This window comes from Nocardiopsis trehalosi NBRC 14201 (assembly GCF_001552555.1).
In the GTDB taxonomy this organism is placed as follows: domain Bacteria; phylum Actinomycetota; class Actinomycetes; order Streptosporangiales; family Streptosporangiaceae; genus Nocardiopsis_B; species Nocardiopsis_B trehalosi.
This window is the reverse complement of record NZ_BCRK01000051.1, coordinates 15,153-33,886: the sequence shown is the minus strand read 5'-3', so window position 1 is coordinate 33,886 and position 18,734 is coordinate 15,153. Positions and strand designations below refer to the sequence as shown.

Below are 18,734 nucleotides of genomic sequence, written 5' to 3'. Positions count from 1 at the left end.
CCTGCGGAGCAGCGCACAGTAGGGGCGTGGTCGCGAGCCCGGAATGATCCAAAAAACACTCCCTAGTCGCGGCGGGCGGCGGTGGAGCCGCGGACGACGAGTTCGGGGGCGAACCGGAGCCGCTCGTGCCGGTGGTCCGCGTCGTTCAGCTCCGACAGCAGCAGCCGCATGGCGGCCCGGCCCAGTTCGTACTTGGGCTGGGCGACCGTGGTCAGCCCGGGGTGGACGAGCGCCGCGAACCCGACGTCGTCGTAGCCGACCACCGACAGGTCGGCCGGGGCGTTCAGCCCGCGCTCGCCGAGGCCCTTGAGCACGCCGAGGGCGAGCTGGTCGTTGGTGCAGAACACGGCGCCGGGGCGGCGGCGCGGGCCGCCCGCCAGGATCTCCTCGACGGCCTTCTCGCCGGACTCGGCGTTGAGCCGGTCGGTGCGGATGACCCGGACGGCCGCGTCGGGGTCGAGCCCGGCCTCGACCGCGGCGTCGCGCAGCCCGGCCAGGCGGGTGCGGCACTGCTCCATCTCGGCGGGCCCGCTGAGGAAGGTGATCCGCTCGTGGCCGAGGTTGACGAGGTGCCGGCCGGCCGCCAGGCCGCCCGCCCGGTTGTCGACGGCGACGCTGCACCCGGTGTCGGCGCCGACGTCGCCGCGGTCGAGCAGCACCCACGGCACACCCTGCCGGCGCAGCCACAGCAGGTCGGCGGTGGCGCCGTCGACGGGCATGACGACGGCCCCGGCCGCCCGCTGCTCGGCGAGCAGCCGCAGCGACCGCTGCTGGCGGCTCTGCTGCTCGGCGGAGTTGAGCAGGACCAGGGCCAGGCCCGCCTCGGTGGCGACGTCCTCGACGCCTCGGGCGACCTCGGTGAAGAACGGGTTGGTGATGTCGAGGACGAGCAGGCCGACGGAGTCGCTGCGCCCCGACCGCAGGCTGCGCCCCGAGGAGTTGCGGACGTAGTCGAGGTCGCGGATGGCGGCCTCGACCCGCAGCCGCGTGGGCTCGGCGACGCGCTCGGGGCGGTTGAGGACGTTGGAGACCGTTCCGGGGGACACCCCGGCGCGCGCGGCGACGTCGTTGATGCCGACGGGGCGCCGGACGCCTTCGAGGGAGGACAACGCGCTACTCCGGGGTCGGGGGGACTGCGGGCCCATGTTCACAGGTCCATTAAATCGTGTCAACAGCCGCCTATCCGAGGACCCGCCGGGAGCGGACCCCGGTGAGCGACGCCCGCGCGCCGTGACGCGGGCCGTCGGACCGGTCACGCGTCGTCAATGTCCGCACCCCCCTTGACGATGCCGGTGTGACCCACTTAACGTCCTCCTCAATTGAAACGTTTTTCCACGCACTGTGCCGTCCGGCACGCGACGGGAAGGAGGACGCCGTGGACGCTGCTCCGCCCCCGGCTCCCCCGCCCCTCTCCCTGGTCGGGGTGGCCAAGTCCTTCGGGACGGTCGCGGCCCTCCGGGACGTCTCGCTGGACCTGCGCGCGGGCGAGATCCACGCGCTGTGCGGCGAGAACGGGGCGGGCAAGTCCACGCTGGTGAAAACGATCGCGGGGGTGCACCGGCCCGACGCGGGCCGCGTCGAGGTCGACGGCCGCCCCGCGGTATTCACCCGCCCGGCCGACGCCCAGCGGGCCGGCGTCGCCGTCATCTACCAGGAGCCCACCCTCTTCCCCGACCTGTCGGTGGCCGAGAACATCTTCATGGGGCGCCAGCCCCTCACCCGGGGCCGGCGCATCGACCGCGCGGCCATGCACGCGGCCGCCGCGGCCCTGTTCGCCCGCCTGGGCGTGCGGATCGCGCCCGACCGCCCGGCCCGCGGCCTGTCGATCGCCGACCAGCAGCTCGTGGAGATCGCCAAGGCGATGTCGCTCGACGCCCGGGTGCTCGTCATGGACGAGCCCACGGCGGCGCTGTCGGGGGTCGAGGTGGAGCGGCTGTTCGCGGTGGCGCGCTCGCTGCGCGACGGCGGCGCGGCGGTGCTGTTCATCTCGCACCGCTTCGACGAGGTGTTCGCGCTGTGCGACCGCGTCACGGTCATGCGCGACGGCGCGCACGTCTCGACCGACCCGGTGGCCGACCTGACGGTCGACGCGGTGGTGCGGCGGATGGTCGGCCGCGACGTCGCCGCGCTGTTCCCCAAGCAGGACGCCGAGCGGGGCGGTGCCGTGCTGGAGGTGGCGGGCCTGTCCCGGTCCGGGGTGTTCTCCGACATCACGTTCACCGTGCACGCCGGGGAGATCGTGGCCCTGGCGGGGCTGGTGGGGGCGGGGCGCAGCGAGGTGGTGCGCGCGGTGTTCGGCGTCGACCGCTACGACAGCGGGTCGGTGCGGGTGGCGGGCCGGGCCCTGCGCGCGGGCCGCCCGGCCGCCGCCATGGCGGCGGGGGTCGCCCTGGTCCCCGAGGACCGCCGCCAGCAGGGCCTGGTGATGGAGCTGTCGGTCGAGCGCAACGCCACGCTGACCCGCCGGTGGGCGCTGAGCCGTTTCGGCCTGCTGCGGCGGCGCGCCGAGGAGCGCGCCACGCGGGAGTGGGCGGACCGGCTGCGGTTGAAGGCGGGCGGCCTGGGCGACGCCGTGTCGACCCTGTCGGGCGGCAACCAGCAGAAGGTGGTGCTGGCCAAGTGGCTGGCCACCGGGCCGCGGGTGCTGATCGTCGACGAGCCCACGCGCGGCATCGACGTCGGCACCAAGGCCGAGGTGCACCGGCTGCTGTCGGAGCTGGCGGCGGGCGGGATGGCCGTGGTGATGGTGTCGAGCGAGCTGCCCGAGGTGCTGGGCATGGCCGACCGCGTCCTGGTGATGCACGAGGGGCGGATCACCGCCGAGCTGCCCCGCTCCGAGGCGACCGAGGAGACCGTGATGTACGCCGCGACCGGCCAGGGGGCCGCCGCGTGAGCGCGCCCGCGACCGGGGCGCCCCCGGCGGAGCGCGCACCCGGCGGCGCCGCCCGCGCCGGGCGGCGGGTCCGCCGGGTGCGCGAGCTGGGCATCCTGCTGGCGCTGGTGCTGCTGGTGGCGGCCACGACGGCGGTCAACCCCGGGTTCCTGTCCGGGCAGAACGTGCGCGACCTGCTGCTGGGCGCGACGCTGCTGACGATCCTGGCGGTGGGCCAATCCCTGGTCCTCATCACCCGCAACGTGGACCTGTCGGTGGGGTCGGTGCTGGGCCTGTCGGCGTTCGCGGTGGGCACGCTGTTCGTGTCGTTCCCCGGGCTGCCGCTGCCGCTGGTGGCGGTGGCCGGGGTCCTGGTGGGCACGGTGTGCGGCGCGGTCAACGGGGTGCTGGTGGCCGCGGCCCGGGTTCCCGCCCTGGTGGTCACCCTGGGCACGCTCTACGTGTTCCGGGGGATCGACTACTGGTGGGCGTCGGGCACCCAGGTCAACGCCGCCGACATGCCCGCCGCGTTCCTCGGGCTGGGCCGGCTGACGGTGCTCGGCGTGCCGGTCCCGGCGCTGGTGGCGCTGGCCGTGGTGCTCGCCGCCGGCCTGTACCTGGGCCACTACCGCAGCGGGCGGGAGCTGTACGCGGTGGGTTCGGAGCCGCACGCGGCCCGGCTCGGCGGCATCCCGGTCGACCGGCGGGTGTTCCTGCCGTTCGTGCTGAACGGGGCGCTGGCGGGGTTGGCGGGGGTGCTCTACGCGGCCCGGTTCGGCACCCTCGACGCCACCGTGGGCACCGGCATGGAGCTGGAGGTGGTCGCGGCCGCCGTGGTCGGCGGGGTGGCGATCTTCGGCGGCAGCGGCACGGTCTACGGCGCGGCGCTGGGCGCGCTGCTCCTCACCACCATCGACGCGGCGCTGCCGATGCTGCGCGTCGACGCGTTCTGGCAGCAGGCGATCGTCGGCCTGCTGATCCTCGTCGCGATCGGCCTGGACCGGCTGCTGGCGGTGCGCGCCGCCCGCCGGCTCCGAGGAGGGGGTTCCCATGGCGCCTGACATCGGTCCGTCCGCGGCCGGGGCCGCGGTGGAGGGGCGCGCGGGCCGGCCCGGCCGGTCGGCGTGGCGGTCCCTGCTGCGGACCCGCGAGACCTCGGTGCTGGGTGCGCTGGCGGTGTCGGTGCTGGCGGCGTCGCTGCTGGTGGAGGGGTTCGCCACCGGCCGCAACGGCGGGTTCCTGGTGCTGGACATCGCGTGCGTGGCGCTGATCGCGCTGCCGATGACGCTCATCGTCATCACCGGCGAGATCGACCTGAGCGTCGCGAGCACGCTGGGCCTGACCAGCGCCGTCATGGGCCAGTTGTGGTGGGTGGGGGTGCCGCTGGAGACGATCGTCCCGCTGTGCCTGCTGCTGGGGGCGGTGCTGGGCGTGGTCAACGGGCTGCTGGTGACCGTCGCGGGGCTGCCGTCGCTGGCGGTGACCATCGGCACGATGGCGCTGTACCGGGGCCTGGCCTACGTGGTCCTGGGCGACCGGGCCGTGGCCGACTTCCCGATGTCGTGGACCGGCGGCGCGACCTCCCGGCTGCCGGGTACCGACCTGCCGTGGGTGGCACTGCTGGTGGCCGGGCTCGCCGTGGTGTTCGGCGTGGTGCTGCACGCCACCCCGTTCGGCCGGGCGCTGTACGCCATCGGCAGCAACGAGGAGGCGGCGCGGTTCTCGGGCATCGGGGTGCCGGCCGCCAAGCTCGGCCTGTTCACCGCCTCGGGCGCCGTCGCCGCGCTGGCCGGCGTGTTCTGGACGCTGCAGTACGGCAGCGCGCGGGCCGACAACGCGTTCGGGCTGGAGCTGTCGGTGGTGGCGGCCGTCCTGCTGGGCGGGGTGTCGATCTTCGGCGGGCGGGGCGCGCTGGTGGGCGTGCTCGGCGGGGTGCTGCTGCTCGGCACGGTCCGCAACGCGCTCCAGCTCGCCGACGTCTCCGCCGACGCGCTCAACATCGTCACCGGGCTGCTGCTGGTGGTCTCGGTGGTCCTGCCCAACACGGCCGCGCGCCTGCGGGAGCGGCGCCGCGCCGCCGCACCGCCGCAGGGGCCGCCCGCGCCGCCGCCGTGAGCCGGGCCGCCGCCGCACGCGGCCCGGACCCCGCACCCCCCATCCCCACGCACGAAGAGGTGAACCCGATGTTGCGAACCCGGATCAGGTACGGCGTGACCGCCGCCGCGGTCGCCGGTGTGCTGCTGGCCGCCACGGCCTGCGGCGGCACCACCCGCGGCGACGACGAGGGCGCGGGCGGCGGCGGGGCGGCCGGCGAGGCCGACCCGGACGCCGAGATCCCCGAGGGGCTGTCGATCGGCTTCCTGCCCAAGCAGCTGAACAACCCGTACTTCACCTACGCCAACGCCGGCGGCGAGGAGGCGGCCGAGGAGCTGGGCGGCGAGTACAAGGAGGTCGGCCCGTCCGAGGCGTCGGCGTCGTCGCAGGTGAGCTACGTCAACACGCTCAGCCAGCAGGGCAGCGACGTCATCGTCATCGGCGCCAACGACCCCAACGCGGTGTGCGGGGCGCTGAACCAGGCGTCGCAGGCGGGGGCGGCGATCGTCACCTACGACTCCGACACCGACCCGGAGTGCCGGGACGTGTTCGTGAACCAGGCGACCGCCGAGGACATCGCGGCCGTGCAGGTGGAGATGATCGCCGAGCAGATCGGCGGCGAGGGCGAGATCGCGTTCCTGTCGGCCACCCCCAACGCCACCAACCAGAACACCTGGCTGGAGCTGATGGAGGAGGAGCTGGCGGCGGAGGAGTACTCCGGCATCGAGGTGGTCGACACCGTCTACGGCAACGACGACGACCAGAAGTCGTTCAACGAGATGCAGGCGCTGCTGCAGAGCCACCCCGACCTGGCGGGCGTGGTGTCGCCGACGACCGTCGGCCTGGCGGCGGCCGCGCGCTACCTCAGCGGTTCGGACTTCAAGGGCGAGGTGGCGCTGACCGGGCTGGGCACGCCCAACCAGATGCGGGAGTTCGTCGACGACGGCACCGTCGAGGAGTTCGCGCTGTGGAACCCGCGCGACATGGCCTACCTGGCCGCCTACGCGGGCGCGTCGCTGTCGGCGGGGCGCATCACCGGCGCCGAGGGCGAGACGTTCGAGGCGGGCCGGCTCGGCGAGTACACGGTCGGCGCCGACGGCGAGGTCGTCCTGGGCCCGCCCACCGTGTTCAACGCCGACAACATCGACGACTACGACTTCTGACGGCGGCGGGCCGCGCCGGCCGGGGGTCGGCGCGGTCCGCGCGGGACGGCCCTTCGAGGAGAGGACGGACATGCAGCGCGTCTGCTTCCTGCTGCGGGTCCGCCGGGAGCGCCTGGCGGAGTACCGCGAGCGCCACGCCGACGTGTGGCCGGAGATGCGCGAGGCGCTCCGCGCCAGCGGGTGGCGCAACTACTCGCTGTTCTGCCGCGACGACGGCCTGCTCGTCGGCTACCTGGAGACCGACGACTTCGCGGCGGCGCGGGCGGCGATGGAGCGCACCGGTGTCAACGCCCGCTGGCAGGCCGAGATGGCCCCGTTCTTCGAGGGCCCGCCCGGCCGCCCCGACGAGCGGATGGTGCCGCTCGCCGAGGTGTTCCACCTGGACTGACCGGGCCCCGCCCGGCCCGCCCCCGCACCGCCACGCACACGTCGAAGGAGCCCGCATGACCGACCCCGGTACCGTCGCCGCCGCCCTGCGCCGGCAGGCGATCGAACTGCCCTCGTGGGCGTTCGGCAACAGCGGCACCCGGTTCAAGGTGTTCTCCCGCAGCGGGGTGCCGCGCACGCCGCGGGAGAAGATCGCCGACGCCGCCCAGGTGCACCGCTTCACCGGGATCGCGCCGCGCGTGGCGCTGCACATCCCGTGGGACGCCGTGGACGACTACGCCGCGCTCGCCGCCCACGCCCGCGAGCTGGGGGTGGGCATCGGGGCGATCAACGCGAACGTGTTCCAGGACGACGACTACATGCTGGGCAGCGTCGCCCACCCCGACCCCCGGGTGCGCCGCAAGGCGCTGGACCACCTGCTGGAGTGCGTGGACGTCATGGACGCCACCGGCTCCACCGACCTCAAGCTGTGGTTCGCCGACGGCACCAACTACCCGGGCCAGGACGACGTCCGCGCCCGCCAGGACCGGTTGGCCGAGGCGCTGGCGGCGGTGCGCGACCGGCTGGGCGCCGGGCAGCGCATCCTGCTGGAGTACAAGCTGTTCGAGCCGGCGTTCTACACCACCGACGTGCCCGACTGGGGCACCGCCTACGCCCACTGCCGCGACCTGGGCGACCGGGCGCAGGTGGTGGTCGACACCGGCCACCACGCCCCGGGCACCAACATCGAGTTCATCGTGGCGTTCCTCATGCGCGAGGGGAAGCTGGGCGGGTTCGACTTCAACTCGCGGTTCTACGCCGACGACGACCTGATGGCGGGCGCCGCCGACCCCTTCCAGCTGTTCCGCATCATGTACGAGGTGGTGCGCGGGGGCGGGCTGGACCCGGCCGCGGGCATCGCGTTCATGCTCGACCAGTGCCACAACATCGAGCCGAAGATCCCCGGCCAGATCCGCTCGGTGCTCAACGTGCAGGAGGCCACGGCCAAGGCCCTGCTGGTCGACTCCGCGGCGCTCGCCGCCGCCCAGGCCGCCGGGGACGTCCTGGGCGCCAACGGCGTGCTGATGGACGCCTACGCCACCGACGTCCGGCCGCTGCTGGCCGGGCTCCGCGCCGACCAGGGGCTGGACCCCGACCCGATGGCCGCGTTCGCCCGCTCCGGCTACCAGGAGCGGATCGACGCCGAGCGGGTCGGCGGCACCCCGGCCGGCTGGGGGGCGTGAGCCCGGCCGCCGACCGGGCCCCCGCCCCCGCTGTTTCCGCACCGTACTCACCCCAGGGGACACCATGACCGAGCACACCCACCCCGAGGTCGCCGCCCTGCTGGACCGCTCGCACCGGCTGGGCGCCGACCCGCGCAACACCAACTACGCGGGCGGCAACGCCTCGGCCAAGGGGGCGGCGCCCGACCCCGTCACCGGCGAGCCCGTGGAGCTGATGTGGGTCAAGGGGTCGGGCGGCGACCTGGGCACGCTGCGCGCGTCAGGGCTGGCCGTGCTCCGCCTCGACCGGCTGCGCGCCCTGCCGGGCGTCTACCCGGGGGTGGAGCGCGAGGACGAGATGGTCGCCGCGTTCGCCTACTGCGCCCACGGCGCGGGCGGCGCGGCGCCGTCGATCGACACCGCCATGCACGGACTGGTGGCGGCCGCGCACGTCGACCACCTGCACCCCGACTCCGGTATCGCGCTGGCGTGCGCGGCCGACGGGGAGGCGCTGACCGCCGCGTGCTTCGGCGGGCGGGTGGCGTGGGTGCCGTGGCGGCGGCCCGGGTTCCAGCTCGGCCTGGACATCGCCGCCGTGCACCGCGACCACCCCGAGGCGATCGGGGTGGTCCTCGGCGGGCACGGCATCACCGCGTGGGGGGCCACCAGCGAGGAGTGCGAGGCGAACTCGCTGGAGATCATCCGCACCGCCGAGCGGTTCATCGCCGCGCGCGCCGAGGGCCGCCCGCACCCCTTCGGGGAGCCGGTGGCGGGGTACGCGCCCCTGCCCGAGGCCGAGCGGCACGCGCGCGCCGCCGCCCTGCTGCCGGTGGTGCGGGGGCTGGCGTCCACCGACCGCCCGCAGGTGGGGCACTACACCGACTCCCCCGAGGTGCTGGACTTCCTGGCGCGCGCCGAGCACCCGAGGCTGGCGGCCCTGGGCACGTCCTGCCCCGACCACTTCCTGCGCACCAAGGTGCGGCCGCTCGTGCTCGACGTGGCCCCCGGCGCCCCGCTGGAGGACGCGGTCGCGCGGCTGCGCGAGCTGCACGCCGCCTACCGCGAGGACTACCGCGCCTACTACGAGCGGCACGCCGCGCCCGACTCCCCCGCCATGCGCGGCGCGGACCCCGCGATCGTGCTGGTGCCGGGCGTGGGCATGTTCTCCTTCGGCGCCGACAAGCAGACGGCGCGGGTGGCGGGCGAGTTCTACGTCAACGCCGTCAACGTCATGCGCGGTGCCGAGACGCTGTCGGGTTACACGCCGATCCCGGAGGCGGAGAAGTTCCGCATCGAGTACTGGGAGCTGGAGGAGGCCAAGCTGCGGCGCCGGCCCGCGCCGCGCCCGCTGGCCACCCGGGTCGCGTTCGTCACGGGCGGCGGGTCGGGCATCGGGCGGGCGGTCTGCCTGCGGTTGGCGGCCGAGGGGGCGTGCGTGGTCGTGGCCGACCGCGACCCCGCCACGGCGGCGGCGGTGGCCGCCGAGATCGGCGGGCCCGACGCCGCGGTGCCGGTGGCGGTGGACGTCACCGACTCGGCGCAGGTCGCGGCGGCGCTGCGGGCCGCCGTGCTGGCGTTCGGCGGCGTCGACCTGGTCGTGAACAACGCCGGGCTGTCGATCTCCAAGCCGCTGCTGGAGACCGAGGACGCCGACTGGGACGTGCAGCACGCGGTGATGGCGCGCGGGTCCTTCGTCGTGGCACGCGAGGCCGCGCGCGTCCTCACCGCGCAGGGCATGGGCGGCGACATCGTCTACATCGCGAGCAAGAACGGCGTGTTCGCGGGCCCCAACAACATCGCCTACGGCGCCGCGAAGGCCGACCAGGCGCACCAGGTGCGGCTGCTCGCCGCGGAGCTGGGCGAGCACGGCGTCCGCGTCAACGGGGTGAACCCCGACGGGGTGGTGCGCGGCTCCGGCATCTTCGCCGGGGGGTGGGGCGCCCAGCGGGCCGCGGTCTACGGCGTGCCCGAGGAGGAGCTGGGCGCCTTCTACGCCCGGCGCACCCTGCTCAAGCGCGAGGTGCTGCCCGAGCACGTCGCCAACGCCGTCTACGCGCTGACCTGCGGCGAGCTGAGCCACACCACGGGGCTGCACGTGCCCGTGGACGCCGGCGTGGCCGCCGCGTTCCTGCGCTGACCCCGTCCGTGCCGGGCCGCCGCGCTGTGGGGGCGCGGCGGCCCGGCGCCCGTCCCCATCGGTCCCGCGTCGCCGGCGCCCCCTCGGAAGGTCCGATCCGTGCCGAACTCCGCCACCTTCGCCGCCGTCGACCTCGGCGCGTCCAGCGGGCGCGTCGTCGTGGGCCGGTTCGGCCGCGCCGAGCTGCGCGTGACCGAGGTCCACCGGTTCGCCAACCGCCCGCTGCGGCTGCCCACCGGTCTGCACTGGGACGCCACGGGGCTGTACCGGCAGGTCCTCGACGGGCTGCGGGTGGCGGCGGGGTACACCCCGGTGTCGGTGGGCATCGACGCGTGGGCGGTCGACTACGGGCTGCTCGACGCCGACGGGGCGCTGCTCGGCGTGCCCCACCACTACCGCGACGACCGCACCGAGGGGGTCGCGCGACGGTTCACCGCCGAGTTCGGGGCCGACGCCCTGTACGCCCGCAACGGGCTCCAGTTCCAGCCGTTCAACACGGTGTTCCAGCTGGCGGCGGCGCGCGGTTCGGCGGCGCTGCGGGCGGCCGCCACCCTGCTGCTCGTCCCCGACCTGCTGGGGTACTGGCTGACCGGGGTGCGTGCGGCCGAGGCGACCAACGCCTCCACCACCGGACTGCTCGACGTGGCCACCCGGGAGTGGGCGCCCGACCTGGTGGCGGCCGCGGGCGCGGCGCCGTCGCTGCTGCCGGGGCTGGTGCGGCCGGGCGAGCGGGTGGGCCCGCTGCTGGGCCCGGTGGCCGAGGAGACCGGCCTGGCGGGCGCGGTCGTCACCGCCGTCGCCTCGCACGACACCGCGTCGGCGGTCGCGGGGGTGCCCGCCGACGGCGGCCGGTTCGGCTACGTGTCGTGCGGCACGTGGTCGCTGGCGGGTCTGGAGCTGCCCGCCCCGGTGGTGACCGCCGAGGCGCGGGCGGCCAACTTCACCAACGAGCTGGGGGTGGACGGCACCACCCGGTTCCTGCGCAACATCATGGGGCTGTGGCTGGTGCAGGAGTGCCTGCGCGCGTGGGGGCTGGACGACCGCGCGCTGCCGGGGCTGCTGCGCGACGCCGCGCGCGCCGCCCCCTTCGCCGCGCTGATCGACGCGGGCGACCCCGCCTTCCTGGCCCCGGGCGCGATGCCGGACCGGATCGGCGCGGCGCTGCGGGCCACCGGCCAGCCGGTGCCCGAGGGGCGCGGCGCGCTGCTGCGATGCGTGCTGGAGAGCCTGGCGCTGGCGCACCGGGACGCCCTGCGGCGGGCGGCGGAGCTGGCCGGCCGCGACGTCGACGTCGTCCACCTGGTGGGCGGCGGGGCGCGCAACGCGCTGCTGTGCCAGTGGACCGCCGACGCCCTGGGGGTGCCGGTGCTGGCCGGGCCGGTCGAGGCGACCGCCGTGGGCAACCTCGTCGTGCAGGCGCGGGCGGCGGGGGTGGGCGGTGACCTCCACGACCTGCGCGCGCTCGTCCGCACCACCCAGGAGACCCGCCGCTACACCCCGTCGGGCGACCGCGCGGCGTGGGACGCGGCGGCGTCCCGGGTCGGCACCTCTTGACCGGCCGGCACCGCCCCGCGCCCACCCGCCGAGCCGATCGGCACCTCCGGTCGCCGGGGCAGAGCGCGCGGGCGGCCTTGCGCGTGCCGGGCCGCGTGTGTGGGGCGGGGCGACCGGCCCCGCTGCGCCGCCGCCCCGCGCCGCCGGGTCAGTCCTCCAGCGGTTGCGGCGCCCAGTCGCCGGGCCGGGTCCAGCCTTCGGGCACGATCTCCACGTCCAGGTGGACGACCCCGGTGTCGTCGGTGCGGGCGCCGTGCACCACGTAGCGGGCGCCCCGGTCCAGCAGGAGTTCCGCTTCCTCGGGGTAGTCGGCCGTGGCGTCGTCCGCCATGTCGACGGCCGCGTACCCCTCGGGGACCCGTATCCGCATCTCCACGTCGCCCCGCGCCCCTGCGGCCGTGTACCGGTCCGCCGAGGTGGACAGGTAGCCGTCCTCCCGCAGGGTGCGCCCGATCAGCCCCTCGATCGCCGCCGGGTCCGCCGCGTCGACGCCGAGCGCGTCGAGGAACCCGTCGCCCGCGACGCGGTAGGCGATGACCGGTTCCGGGAGCCGGTGGCGGGCCATGACGGCGTCGATGTCGTCGATCGCCCGCAGGACCTGCGCGTCCTGCTCGGGGGTGCGGTCCACCGGCGGGTCCTGGCCGCGCAGGTGGCGGTTGATGTGCTCGTACCCGTTGCCGAGGCCGTGGCCGTAGGAGGTGCCGCTGGAGTAGAAGCGCAGCGCGCTCCGCTCGCCGTCGGTCAGGTCGGCGGGCGGCGGGACGCGCTCGCGCAGCCACCGGAACGCCTGGTAGGGGTCGTCGGGGGGAAGTTCGGCGTCGCCCATGCCGGAGCCGGGGACGTGGCCGTTGGGTTCCGGGTGCGTCGGGTGGTCGTCCCCGCTGTCGCCGCCGTTGCCGCCGTCGTCGTCGGGCAGGGCGCGGAACGGCCGCAGGATGCCGCCCACCGTCCCGGCGGCGGCGTAGCCCCCGTTGTTCCAGAACCCGCCCTGCCCCGCCGACTCCTCGAACGGCTCGATGAAGCCGTCCCACATCTCCCCGGCGGTGGTGAGCGGGTTCCGCGTGAAGACGTGCGTGATGCCGTCGGAGACGGCGGCCCAGTTGTCCCGGAACCCCGAGTGGCTGCACAGGTGGAGCAGGCAGGCGGTGTCGGCGATGCCGCCCCAGGTCTCCACCGCGCCACTGGCCGCTCCCCCGCCGAGCTTGCACGCGAAGTCGAAGATCCGGCCGCAGTCCCACCGGTAGCCGCCCCGGTCCTGGAAGCCGAACAGGGGCATGTCGTCGGAAGGGGCGCCCCAGGTGCCCTCACCGTCCCACCAGGAGGGGTCGTAGCCGAGGACGTCGCCGCCGTCGGAGAACCCCGCGACCGCGCCGTCGTCGGCCGGCCGCGGCGGTGGATCGCCGGTTCCGGTACCGGACGGCGCGGCGGCGGTCACCGGTCCGGTGGCCGTGCCCGGGGCGGCGGCCGCGCCGGGCACGGCGTCGACCGCGCGGCCGAGGAAGGCGGCCACGCGCGCGTCCGCGCCGGAGAACACCACGGTGGCGGTGATCCCGGCGACGAGCAGGATCACGGCGGCGTACTCGGTGATCCCGGCACCGCGATCGGGGTCGTGGACGGTGCGCGGCACGAGGGGACCTCTCGGAGGGCGGGGGGCGGAGGCGCGCCGCGCGGGCGCCGATCGGGGGCGCGGCCGTGCGTGCGGCGGAATCGTAACCCCGGCCCGCATCGGGCGGCGTGGGCCCTGGGGCCCTTTTCCGGCGCCGCCGGACCTGGGCCCCGCCTCGGCCGGACCGGGACACGGTCGCGGCGGCCGACAGGCGGAGCGGCGTCCGCATCACGCGGCGCGGCCCCGGCGGTGCGGCCGTCCGGGCCGGGGCCCCGGGCGGCCGTGGCCCGGGGCCCCGCCTTGGACCCCACCGGCGGGCCCGTCGGCCCGCAGCGGACGGGCGCGGGACGGGCCGCCCCGGGCCGCCGCCCGGTCGTGCGCGAGCGCGGGGCGCGGTCAGCGGGTGGAGACGGGGGTGCGGGCCGTGCCGGGGAGGCGCGCCGGGGCGCGGAGGGAGAGCCGGCCGGCGGCGAAGTTGCCGGCGCCCCGGCACACGGCCTCCTTGACGAGGGCGGCGGCGCGGCCGGTCAGCACCGTGTCGCGCGGGGTGTCGTCCGGGCCGACGACCTGGATCAGGCCGTCCCGCCGGCCCAGGCTGACGCACCGGATGTAGTAGCGGAACTCCAGGTCCTTGGCCGGCCGTCCGGCCGCGCGGGCCGCGATGGCGCGGGCCGCTGCGGCGGCCATGGGCAGGCCGGTCGCGCACGCCATGCGCAGGACCCGCCCGTCGGGCCCGGTCGCCGCCGCCGCGTCGCCCACCGCGTACACGTCGGGGTGTGAGACCGACCGCTGGGTGGCGTCCACGAGCACGCGGCCGTCGGCGTCGACCGCCAGCCCGGCCTCGCGGGCGAGGGCGGGCACGGTGAACCCGGCGTTCCAGATGACCGCGTCGGCGGCCACGTGCGTGCCGTCGGCCAGGCGGACCCCGTCGGCCGCCACCTCCGCGACGCCGGTCCCCTCGACGCGGTCCACGCCGAGCCGGTCGAGCACCCGGACGACGTGCCGCCGGCCGCGCGCCGACAGCTCCCCACCGACCCGGCCCCGGGTGACCATCCGGACGCGCAGGCCGGGGTGGGCCTCCGCGATCTCGGTGGCCGCCTCGATGCCGGTGAGCCCGCCGCCGACCACGGCGACGGTGCCGCCCGCCGCGGCCAGGCGCGGCAGGGTGTCCTCGGCCAGCGCGCCGGCGGCGTCGCGGCCGGCCAGGGTGGCGGCGTGCTCCGCCCCGGGGACCGACGCGGTGTCGGCGCCGCTGCCGGGCGCGTAGACGAGGGTGTCGTAGCCGAGGCCGCGCTCACCGCCGGAGGCGGCGGCGACGCGGACGCGCCGGGCCGCCGTGTCGACGGCGGTGGCGCGGCCGATCACGAGGTCGACGCCGGTCCCGGCGAGGACGGCCGCGAGCGGGCGGTCGACGGGGTCGCCGCCCGCCGCGCGCTGGTGCAGGCGCACCCGCTCCACGAAGGTGTCGCGCTCGTTGACGAGCGTCACCCGCACCCCCGCCTCGCGGCCCCGCCGCGCCGTGCGCAGCGCCGCCGCCAGCCCCGCGTAGCCCGCTCCGATGACCACCACGTCGTGTCCCATGGGAGATCCCCTCCTCGCCGGTCGTGCGCCGCCGGTCCGCGGCCGCACGGGTTGAACCGGCGGGGGGCGCCGTCCGTGACGGCCGCCGGGGTGACGTGCGTCACCCGCGGGCGGCGAACTGCCCCGCGATCGGCGCGAGCTTGTCGGGGTTGACGACCGTGCGGACGGAGAGCACCCGGCCCCCGCCGACCTCCAGGACCAGCACCGCGACCGGCCGCCCGTCGACGGCCGCCACCACCGCCGGGAAGCCGTTGACCTCCTCGATCGTGATGGCGTGCTCGGGGCCGGCGTGCCGCAGGAAGCCGGCGAGGAGGCGGGCGACCCGGTCGGCGCCGGACACCGGCCGCCGCGCGGCCGTGACCCGGCCGCCGCCGTCGGACCAGGCCGTGGCGTCCTCGGCCAGCAGGGACTTCAGGCGGTCGATGTCGCCGCCGCGCGCGGCGTCGAGGAAGCGTTCCACCACCGCGCGCCAGTGGTCGCGGGAGGGGTCGAAGCGCCGCCGCTCCTCGGCGACGCGGTCGCGCGCCCGCCGGTGCAGTTGGCGGGACCCGCCCTCGGTGATGTCGAGGATGCCGGCGATCTCGGCGTGCGGGTAGGCGAACGCCTCGCGCAGCACGAACACCGCGCGCTCGGCCGGGGTGAGCCGCTCCATCAGGGTGAGCAGTGCGAGGGAGACGGTGTCGCGCTGCTCGGCGGTCTCCAGCGGGTCGAGGGCGGGGTGCGCGCCGACCGGGAGCCCGCCGGTGAGGACGGGTTCGGGCAGCCAGGGGCCGACGTAGCTCTCGCGGACGGCGCGCGCCGAGGTCAGCCGGTTGAGACAGAGGTTGGCGCAGACCCGGGTCAGCCAGGCGGCGGGGACCCGCACGGCGGCCCGGTCGGCGGCGCGCCAGCGCAGGTAGGCGTCCTGCACGGCGTCCTCGGCCTCCACCGCCGAACCGAGCATCCGGTAGGCCAGGGAGAACAGCCGGGACCGGTGCTCCTCGAACTCCGCCGCCCGCGCGTCCTCCGCCGTCTCCGCCACGCCCCCAGCATGCCACCCGCCCTGGGCCGGCCTCCCCCCTCCCCGCCCGTTCCGGCCGTGGCGGAGCGCGTCCCGCCGCCCAGGGCCTCTCCGACCTGGGGCCGTGCCGAGAGCAGGGGGACGACCGGATCGAACGACCGGAGTGAGCGCTCACTCGGACTTGACGGAGTGAGCGCTCACTCCGTAGGGTCTCACCCATGCCGCCTCCCGCCGCCCGGTGCCGGGCACCGCAGATGAGCCGTGAGGACCGGCGCGCCATGATCGTGCGCAGCGTCCTCCCGCTGGTCGCCGAGTACGGCCGCGACCTCACCTCCCGCCAGATTGCCCGCGCGGCGGGCATCGGCGAGGGGACGATCTTCCGCGTGTTCACCGACAAGGAGGAGCTGTTCGGCGCCTGCGTCGCCGAGGCCGTCCGCATCGACGGGGTGCTCGCGGCGCTCGACGACATCCCCCTGGACCTCCCGATCGCCGACCGGCTCGCCGAGGCCGCCGCGTCGCTCGACGCCCAGTTCGAGCGCGTGGGCGCCGTGCTGACCGCGCTCGCCCGCCCCCGCGGCCGACCCGGCGCCGCCCCGAGCGCGGACGCGGACCCGGACGCGGACCCCGGTGAGGACTGCGGCGGCGACCCCGCGGACGACGGCCGCCGGCAGGCCTTCGGCGCCCTGCACGACGCCGTGGTCCGGCTCCTGGAACCCGACCGCGACGCCCTGCGCCTGCCCCCCGAACGGGTCGCGACCCTGTTCATGACCCTGGTGACCGGCCGGGCCGGCGGCCCGACCGGGCCGCTGCCCTCGGCCCCCCTCGACAGCGCCGACCTCATCGACACCCTGTTGAACGGCGTCCTCCGCCCGGACCCGCCGGGTGCCCCCCTGGAAGGAACCCCCTCATGACCGCTTCCGCCACCCACCCCGCGTCGGCACCGGACGCGGCGGCGCGCACGGCCCGGCTGCGCCGCCGGGCGCTCACCGTCGCCGCCGCCGTGCTCGCCGCCGTCGCCGTGTGGGTCGTCGCCGTCCCCCTCGCCGGGGTGACCCTCGAAGCGCCCTCCGCGGGCGGCGCGCCGACCGCGATCGGCCTCGTCCCCGTGATCGTCTCCGGCCTGATGGCGTCCCTGCTGGGCTGGGGCACCCTGGCGCTGGCCGAGCGGTTCGTCCCGCGCGGCCGCCTGGTCTGGACGGTCGTCGCGGTGGTGCTCCTGCTGCTGTCGATGGCGCCGGTCCCCACGGCCACCACCACGGGCGGGATGGTGACGATCGCCCTGCTGCACCTGGCGGTGGGCGTCCCGCTGATCGTCGGCCTCACCCGCGCGCCCGCGAAGGGCTAGACCGGTGGCGGGCGCGCACGGCCACCCCCGCGCGCGCCCGCCGTGGTGCGGCGGGCGCCCCTCTCTCCCTCCCGGAATTCGCCGCACGCCGTCGTAACAACTATCATTACGACGAACACGGCCGGGGAGGCGGAATCCGACGTGAGCGCCAACAGCAGGCTGACCATCGCGGCCCACGCCCTGACCTGGATCGGGCTGTACCAGCGGCGCGGCCACGAGGTCGCCACCTCCGAGCAGATCGCGACGAGCGTCAACACCAACCCGGTGGTGATCCGCCGCCTGCTGGCCGAGCTGGGCAAGGCCGGCCTGGCCCGTTCACGGCGGGGCGCGGGGGCGGGTTGGATGCTCGCGCGCGACCTGGCGGCGATCACCCTGCTCGACGTCTACCAGGCGATCGAACCGGGGCCGGTCTTCGCCCTGCACCGCGCACCACCGGACCCCGAGTGCGTCGTGGGCCACGGCATCGGACCGGCACTGACCGCCGTGTACGACGGCGTGGAGGCCGCCCTGCGCAGGGAGCTGGCCGCGACCACGCTGGAGGACGTCCTGCGGGACGTCCTGAAGGCCGCCTGACCTCGCACCACCGACCTCCCCGACCGGGGGCCGCATCCCCCGCTCGTCGATGTAACAATAATAGTTACATCAAATGTGAACCGGACGAAGGAGCACGACGATGGCGACAGACACCCCGACCTCGCGGACCGTGGCCGAGACGTTCGTGGAGCGCCTCGGCGGGCAGGACGCCGACGGCATCCAGGAGCTGTTCGCCGAGGAGATCGACTGGCACGTCCCCGGCGGCGCGGAACTGCCCTGGACCGGGCGCCGTACCCGCCGGGAGGAGGTCGCGCCGTACTTCACCACGATGTGGCCGCACTTCGCGCCCGGCAGGAGCGAGGTCGCGCTGGAGCGCGTCGTCGTCGACGGCGGCGACGTGGTGCTGCTGGCGGCCTGGACGCACACCGTCGCGGCCACCGGGAAGGAGTTCAGCACCCCGGCGGCCATCCACCTGAGGGTCGAGGACGGCCGGATCGTCCGCATGCACCTGTACGAGGACACGCTGACCGTCGCGACGGCGTTCGACGCCGGCTGAGCCGCGACGGTCCGGAGGACGGCCCAGGTCCCCGGGCGCCCTCCCCGTGCGGCGGTCAGTGCTCGCCGAGGTCCTTGAAGACGTGGTCGAGGCCGTCGAGGAACGCCGCGAGGGCGAGTTCGAAGCTGTCGCCGTCGATCTCGGCGGCGTGCTCGGCCAGGCGGTGGGCCTGCGACAGGTTGGGGTACCGGTCGCGGTAGACCTGCACGTCGGCGTCGAAGCCGCGCGCGAACGAGTGGATGGCGGCGCCGACCACGAGGTACTTGGTCGAGGCGCCGATCATGGTGGCGTGGCGCGGCGGCCAGCCCGCCGCCACCAGCCCGCCGTGGACCGCGTCGGCGCGGCGCAGCGCGGCCTCGCGGCGCCCGGGGCCGGCCGCGATCACCGGCACCAGGTTGGGGTGGGCGGCCAGCGCGGCCCGGTAGGAGCGCGCCCAGGTGGTGATGCCGTGCCGCCAGTCGCCGGTGGCGAAGCCGGACACGTCGACGTCGGCCATGGTCTCGTTGGCGATGTCGGTGAGCAGGTCCTCCTTGGTCCGGTAGTGGCTGTACAGCGAGGCCGCCTGGACGTCCAGCTCCTGCGCGAGCTTGCGCATCGACAGCCCTTCGAGGCCGTCCCGGTCGATCAGCGCGAGGGCCGCCGCGCGGATCGCGGGCACGCTGAGAAGCGGCGTCTTGGGTCGGGCCACCGTGGTCCCCTCCGT

Annotated in this window: 17 protein-coding genes; 12 read left to right on the top strand and 5 right to left on the bottom strand. The window is 76.1% G+C overall.

The annotated features are described in order from the left end of the window. Positions 1-62: 62 nt before the first annotated feature. A complete protein-coding gene (locus NT8_RS11850; protein ID WP_067967730.1) occupies positions 63-1,145 on the bottom strand; it encodes a LacI family DNA-binding transcriptional regulator in 1,083 nt (360 codons plus the stop codon). Positions 1,146-1,375: 230 nt separating this feature from the next. Here NT8_RS11850 and NT8_RS11845 point away from each other — a divergent pair, with 230 nt between their 5' ends. The 8 genes from NT8_RS11845 to NT8_RS11810 all read left to right on the top strand — a co-directional run bounded on the left by NT8_RS11845 (position 1,376) and on the right by NT8_RS11810 (position 11,409). Further along, the gene (locus NT8_RS11845) at positions 1,376-2,893 is read left to right on the top strand and encodes a sugar ABC transporter ATP-binding protein (protein ID WP_157515715.1); all 1,518 of its coding nucleotides are present in this window, start codon (positions 1,376-1,378) and stop codon (positions 2,891-2,893) included. Then, complete coding sequence (locus NT8_RS11840) at positions 2,890-3,933, top strand: ABC transporter permease (protein ID WP_067967727.1); 1,044 nt, start codon at positions 2,890-2,892, stop codon at positions 3,931-3,933. Before NT8_RS11845 ends, NT8_RS11840 begins: the two co-directional genes overlap by 4 nt. Continuing rightward, entirely contained in the window at positions 3,923-4,987 is a 1,065-nt protein-coding gene (locus tag NT8_RS11835) for an ABC transporter permease (RefSeq protein WP_067967724.1), read from the top strand. The genes NT8_RS11840 and NT8_RS11835 overlap by 11 nt, the downstream gene beginning before the upstream one ends. A gap of 68 nt (positions 4,988-5,055) precedes the next feature. Continuing rightward, complete coding sequence (rhaS, locus tag NT8_RS11830) at positions 5,056-6,129, top strand: rhamnose ABC transporter substrate-binding protein (RefSeq protein WP_067967722.1); 1,074 nt, start codon at positions 5,056-5,058, stop codon at positions 6,127-6,129. A gap of 70 nt (positions 6,130-6,199) precedes the next feature. Beyond that, positions 6,200-6,517: an L-rhamnose mutarotase gene (locus NT8_RS11825; RefSeq protein ID WP_067967719.1), complete on the top strand. Its 318-nt coding sequence runs from the start codon at positions 6,200-6,202 to the stop codon at positions 6,515-6,517. Positions 6,518-6,572: 55 nt separating this feature from the next. Beyond that, positions 6,573-7,739: an L-rhamnose isomerase gene (gene rhaI / locus NT8_RS11820; protein ID WP_067967716.1), complete on the top strand. Its 1,167-nt coding sequence runs from the start codon at positions 6,573-6,575 to the stop codon at positions 7,737-7,739. Between the two features lie 64 nt (positions 7,740-7,803). Further along, positions 7,804-9,855 (top strand): bifunctional rhamnulose-1-phosphate aldolase/short-chain dehydrogenase, encoded by a 2,052-nt coding sequence (locus NT8_RS11815; RefSeq protein ID WP_067967713.1) that lies wholly within the window; start codon positions 7,804-7,806, stop codon positions 9,853-9,855. 99 nt (positions 9,856-9,954) lie between these two features. Then, entirely contained in the window at positions 9,955-11,409 is a 1,455-nt protein-coding gene (locus NT8_RS11810) for a rhamnulokinase (RefSeq protein ID WP_067967710.1), read from the top strand. A gap of 148 nt (positions 11,410-11,557) precedes the next feature. On the opposite strand, the gene NT8_RS11805 is transcribed toward NT8_RS11810, so the two are convergent. The 3 genes from NT8_RS11805 to NT8_RS11795 form a co-directional block, all read right to left on the bottom strand. Then, positions 11,558-13,036 (bottom strand): ADP-ribosyltransferase, encoded by a 1,479-nt coding sequence (locus NT8_RS11805; RefSeq protein ID WP_067967707.1) that lies wholly within the window; start codon positions 13,034-13,036, stop codon positions 11,558-11,560. Between the two features lie 375 nt (positions 13,037-13,411). Continuing rightward, entirely contained in the window at positions 13,412-14,596 is a 1,185-nt protein-coding gene (locus NT8_RS11800) for an NAD(P)/FAD-dependent oxidoreductase (RefSeq protein WP_067967704.1), read from the bottom strand. Between the two features lie 100 nt (positions 14,597-14,696). Next, on the bottom strand, positions 14,697-15,617 hold the full coding sequence (locus NT8_RS11795; protein WP_084468854.1) for an RNA polymerase sigma-70 factor: 921 nt from the start codon (positions 15,615-15,617) through the stop codon (positions 14,697-14,699). Positions 15,618-15,814: 197 nt separating this feature from the next. Between NT8_RS11795 and NT8_RS11790 the strand changes: the two genes are divergently transcribed. The 4 genes from NT8_RS11790 (at position 15,815) to NT8_RS11775 (ending at position 18,031) form a co-directional block, all read left to right on the top strand. Continuing rightward, positions 15,815-16,507 carry a TetR/AcrR family transcriptional regulator gene (locus NT8_RS11790; protein ID WP_245646132.1) on the top strand — a complete coding sequence of 231 codons (693 nt, stop codon included), beginning with the start codon at positions 15,815-15,817 and terminating at the stop codon, positions 16,505-16,507. Continuing rightward, a complete protein-coding gene (locus NT8_RS11785; RefSeq protein ID WP_067967697.1) occupies positions 16,504-16,941 on the top strand; it encodes a DUF6069 family protein in 438 nt (145 codons plus the stop codon). The genes NT8_RS11790 and NT8_RS11785 overlap by 4 nt, the downstream gene beginning before the upstream one ends. Before the next feature lie 141 nt (positions 16,942-17,082). Beyond that, on the top strand, positions 17,083-17,514 hold the full coding sequence (locus NT8_RS11780) for an Rrf2 family transcriptional regulator (RefSeq protein WP_067967695.1): 432 nt from the start codon (positions 17,083-17,085) through the stop codon (positions 17,512-17,514). 100 nt (positions 17,515-17,614) lie between these two features. Then, positions 17,615-18,031: a nuclear transport factor 2 family protein gene (locus NT8_RS11775; RefSeq protein ID WP_067967692.1), complete on the top strand. Its 417-nt coding sequence runs from the start codon at positions 17,615-17,617 to the stop codon at positions 18,029-18,031. A 55-nt stretch (positions 18,032-18,086) separates the two neighbouring features. Here the strand turns inward: NT8_RS11775 and NT8_RS11770 are convergent, their stop codons facing one another. Beyond that, positions 18,087-18,719, bottom strand: coding sequence for a TetR/AcrR family transcriptional regulator (locus tag NT8_RS11770; protein WP_067967690.1), 633 nt, complete (start codon positions 18,717-18,719; stop codon positions 18,087-18,089). Between the last annotated feature and the right edge of the window lie 15 nt (positions 18,720-18,734).

Bases quoted from the DNA above. Each gene is read 5' to 3' on its own strand.
- NT8_RS11850 (WP_067967730.1), bottom strand. From the start codon at position 1,145: ATGGGCCCGCAGTCCCCCCGACCCCGGAGTAGCGCGTTGTCCTCCCTC.
- NT8_RS11835 (WP_067967724.1), top strand. From the start codon at position 3,923: ATGGCGCCTGACATCGGTCCGTCCGCGGCCGGGGCCGCGGTGGAGGGG.
- rhaS (WP_067967722.1), top strand. From the start codon at position 5,056: ATGTTGCGAACCCGGATCAGGTACGGCGTGACCGCCGCCGCGGTCGCC.
- NT8_RS11825 (WP_067967719.1), top strand. From the start codon at position 6,200: ATGCAGCGCGTCTGCTTCCTGCTGCGGGTCCGCCGGGAGCGCCTGGCG.
- rhaI (WP_067967716.1), top strand. From the start codon at position 6,573: ATGACCGACCCCGGTACCGTCGCCGCCGCCCTGCGCCGGCAGGCGATC.
- NT8_RS11815 (WP_067967713.1), top strand. From the start codon at position 7,804: ATGACCGAGCACACCCACCCCGAGGTCGCCGCCCTGCTGGACCGCTCG.
- NT8_RS11800 (WP_067967704.1), bottom strand. From the start codon at position 14,596: ATGGGACACGACGTGGTGGTCATCGGAGCGGGCTACGCGGGGCTGGCG.
- NT8_RS11790 (WP_245646132.1), top strand. From the start codon at position 15,815: ATGCCGCCTCCCGCCGCCCGGTGCCGGGCACCGCAGATGAGCCGTGAG.
- NT8_RS11785 (WP_067967697.1), top strand. From the start codon at position 16,504: ATGACCGCTTCCGCCACCCACCCCGCGTCGGCACCGGACGCGGCGGCG.
- NT8_RS11775 (WP_067967692.1), top strand. From the start codon at position 17,615: ATGGCGACAGACACCCCGACCTCGCGGACCGTGGCCGAGACGTTCGTG.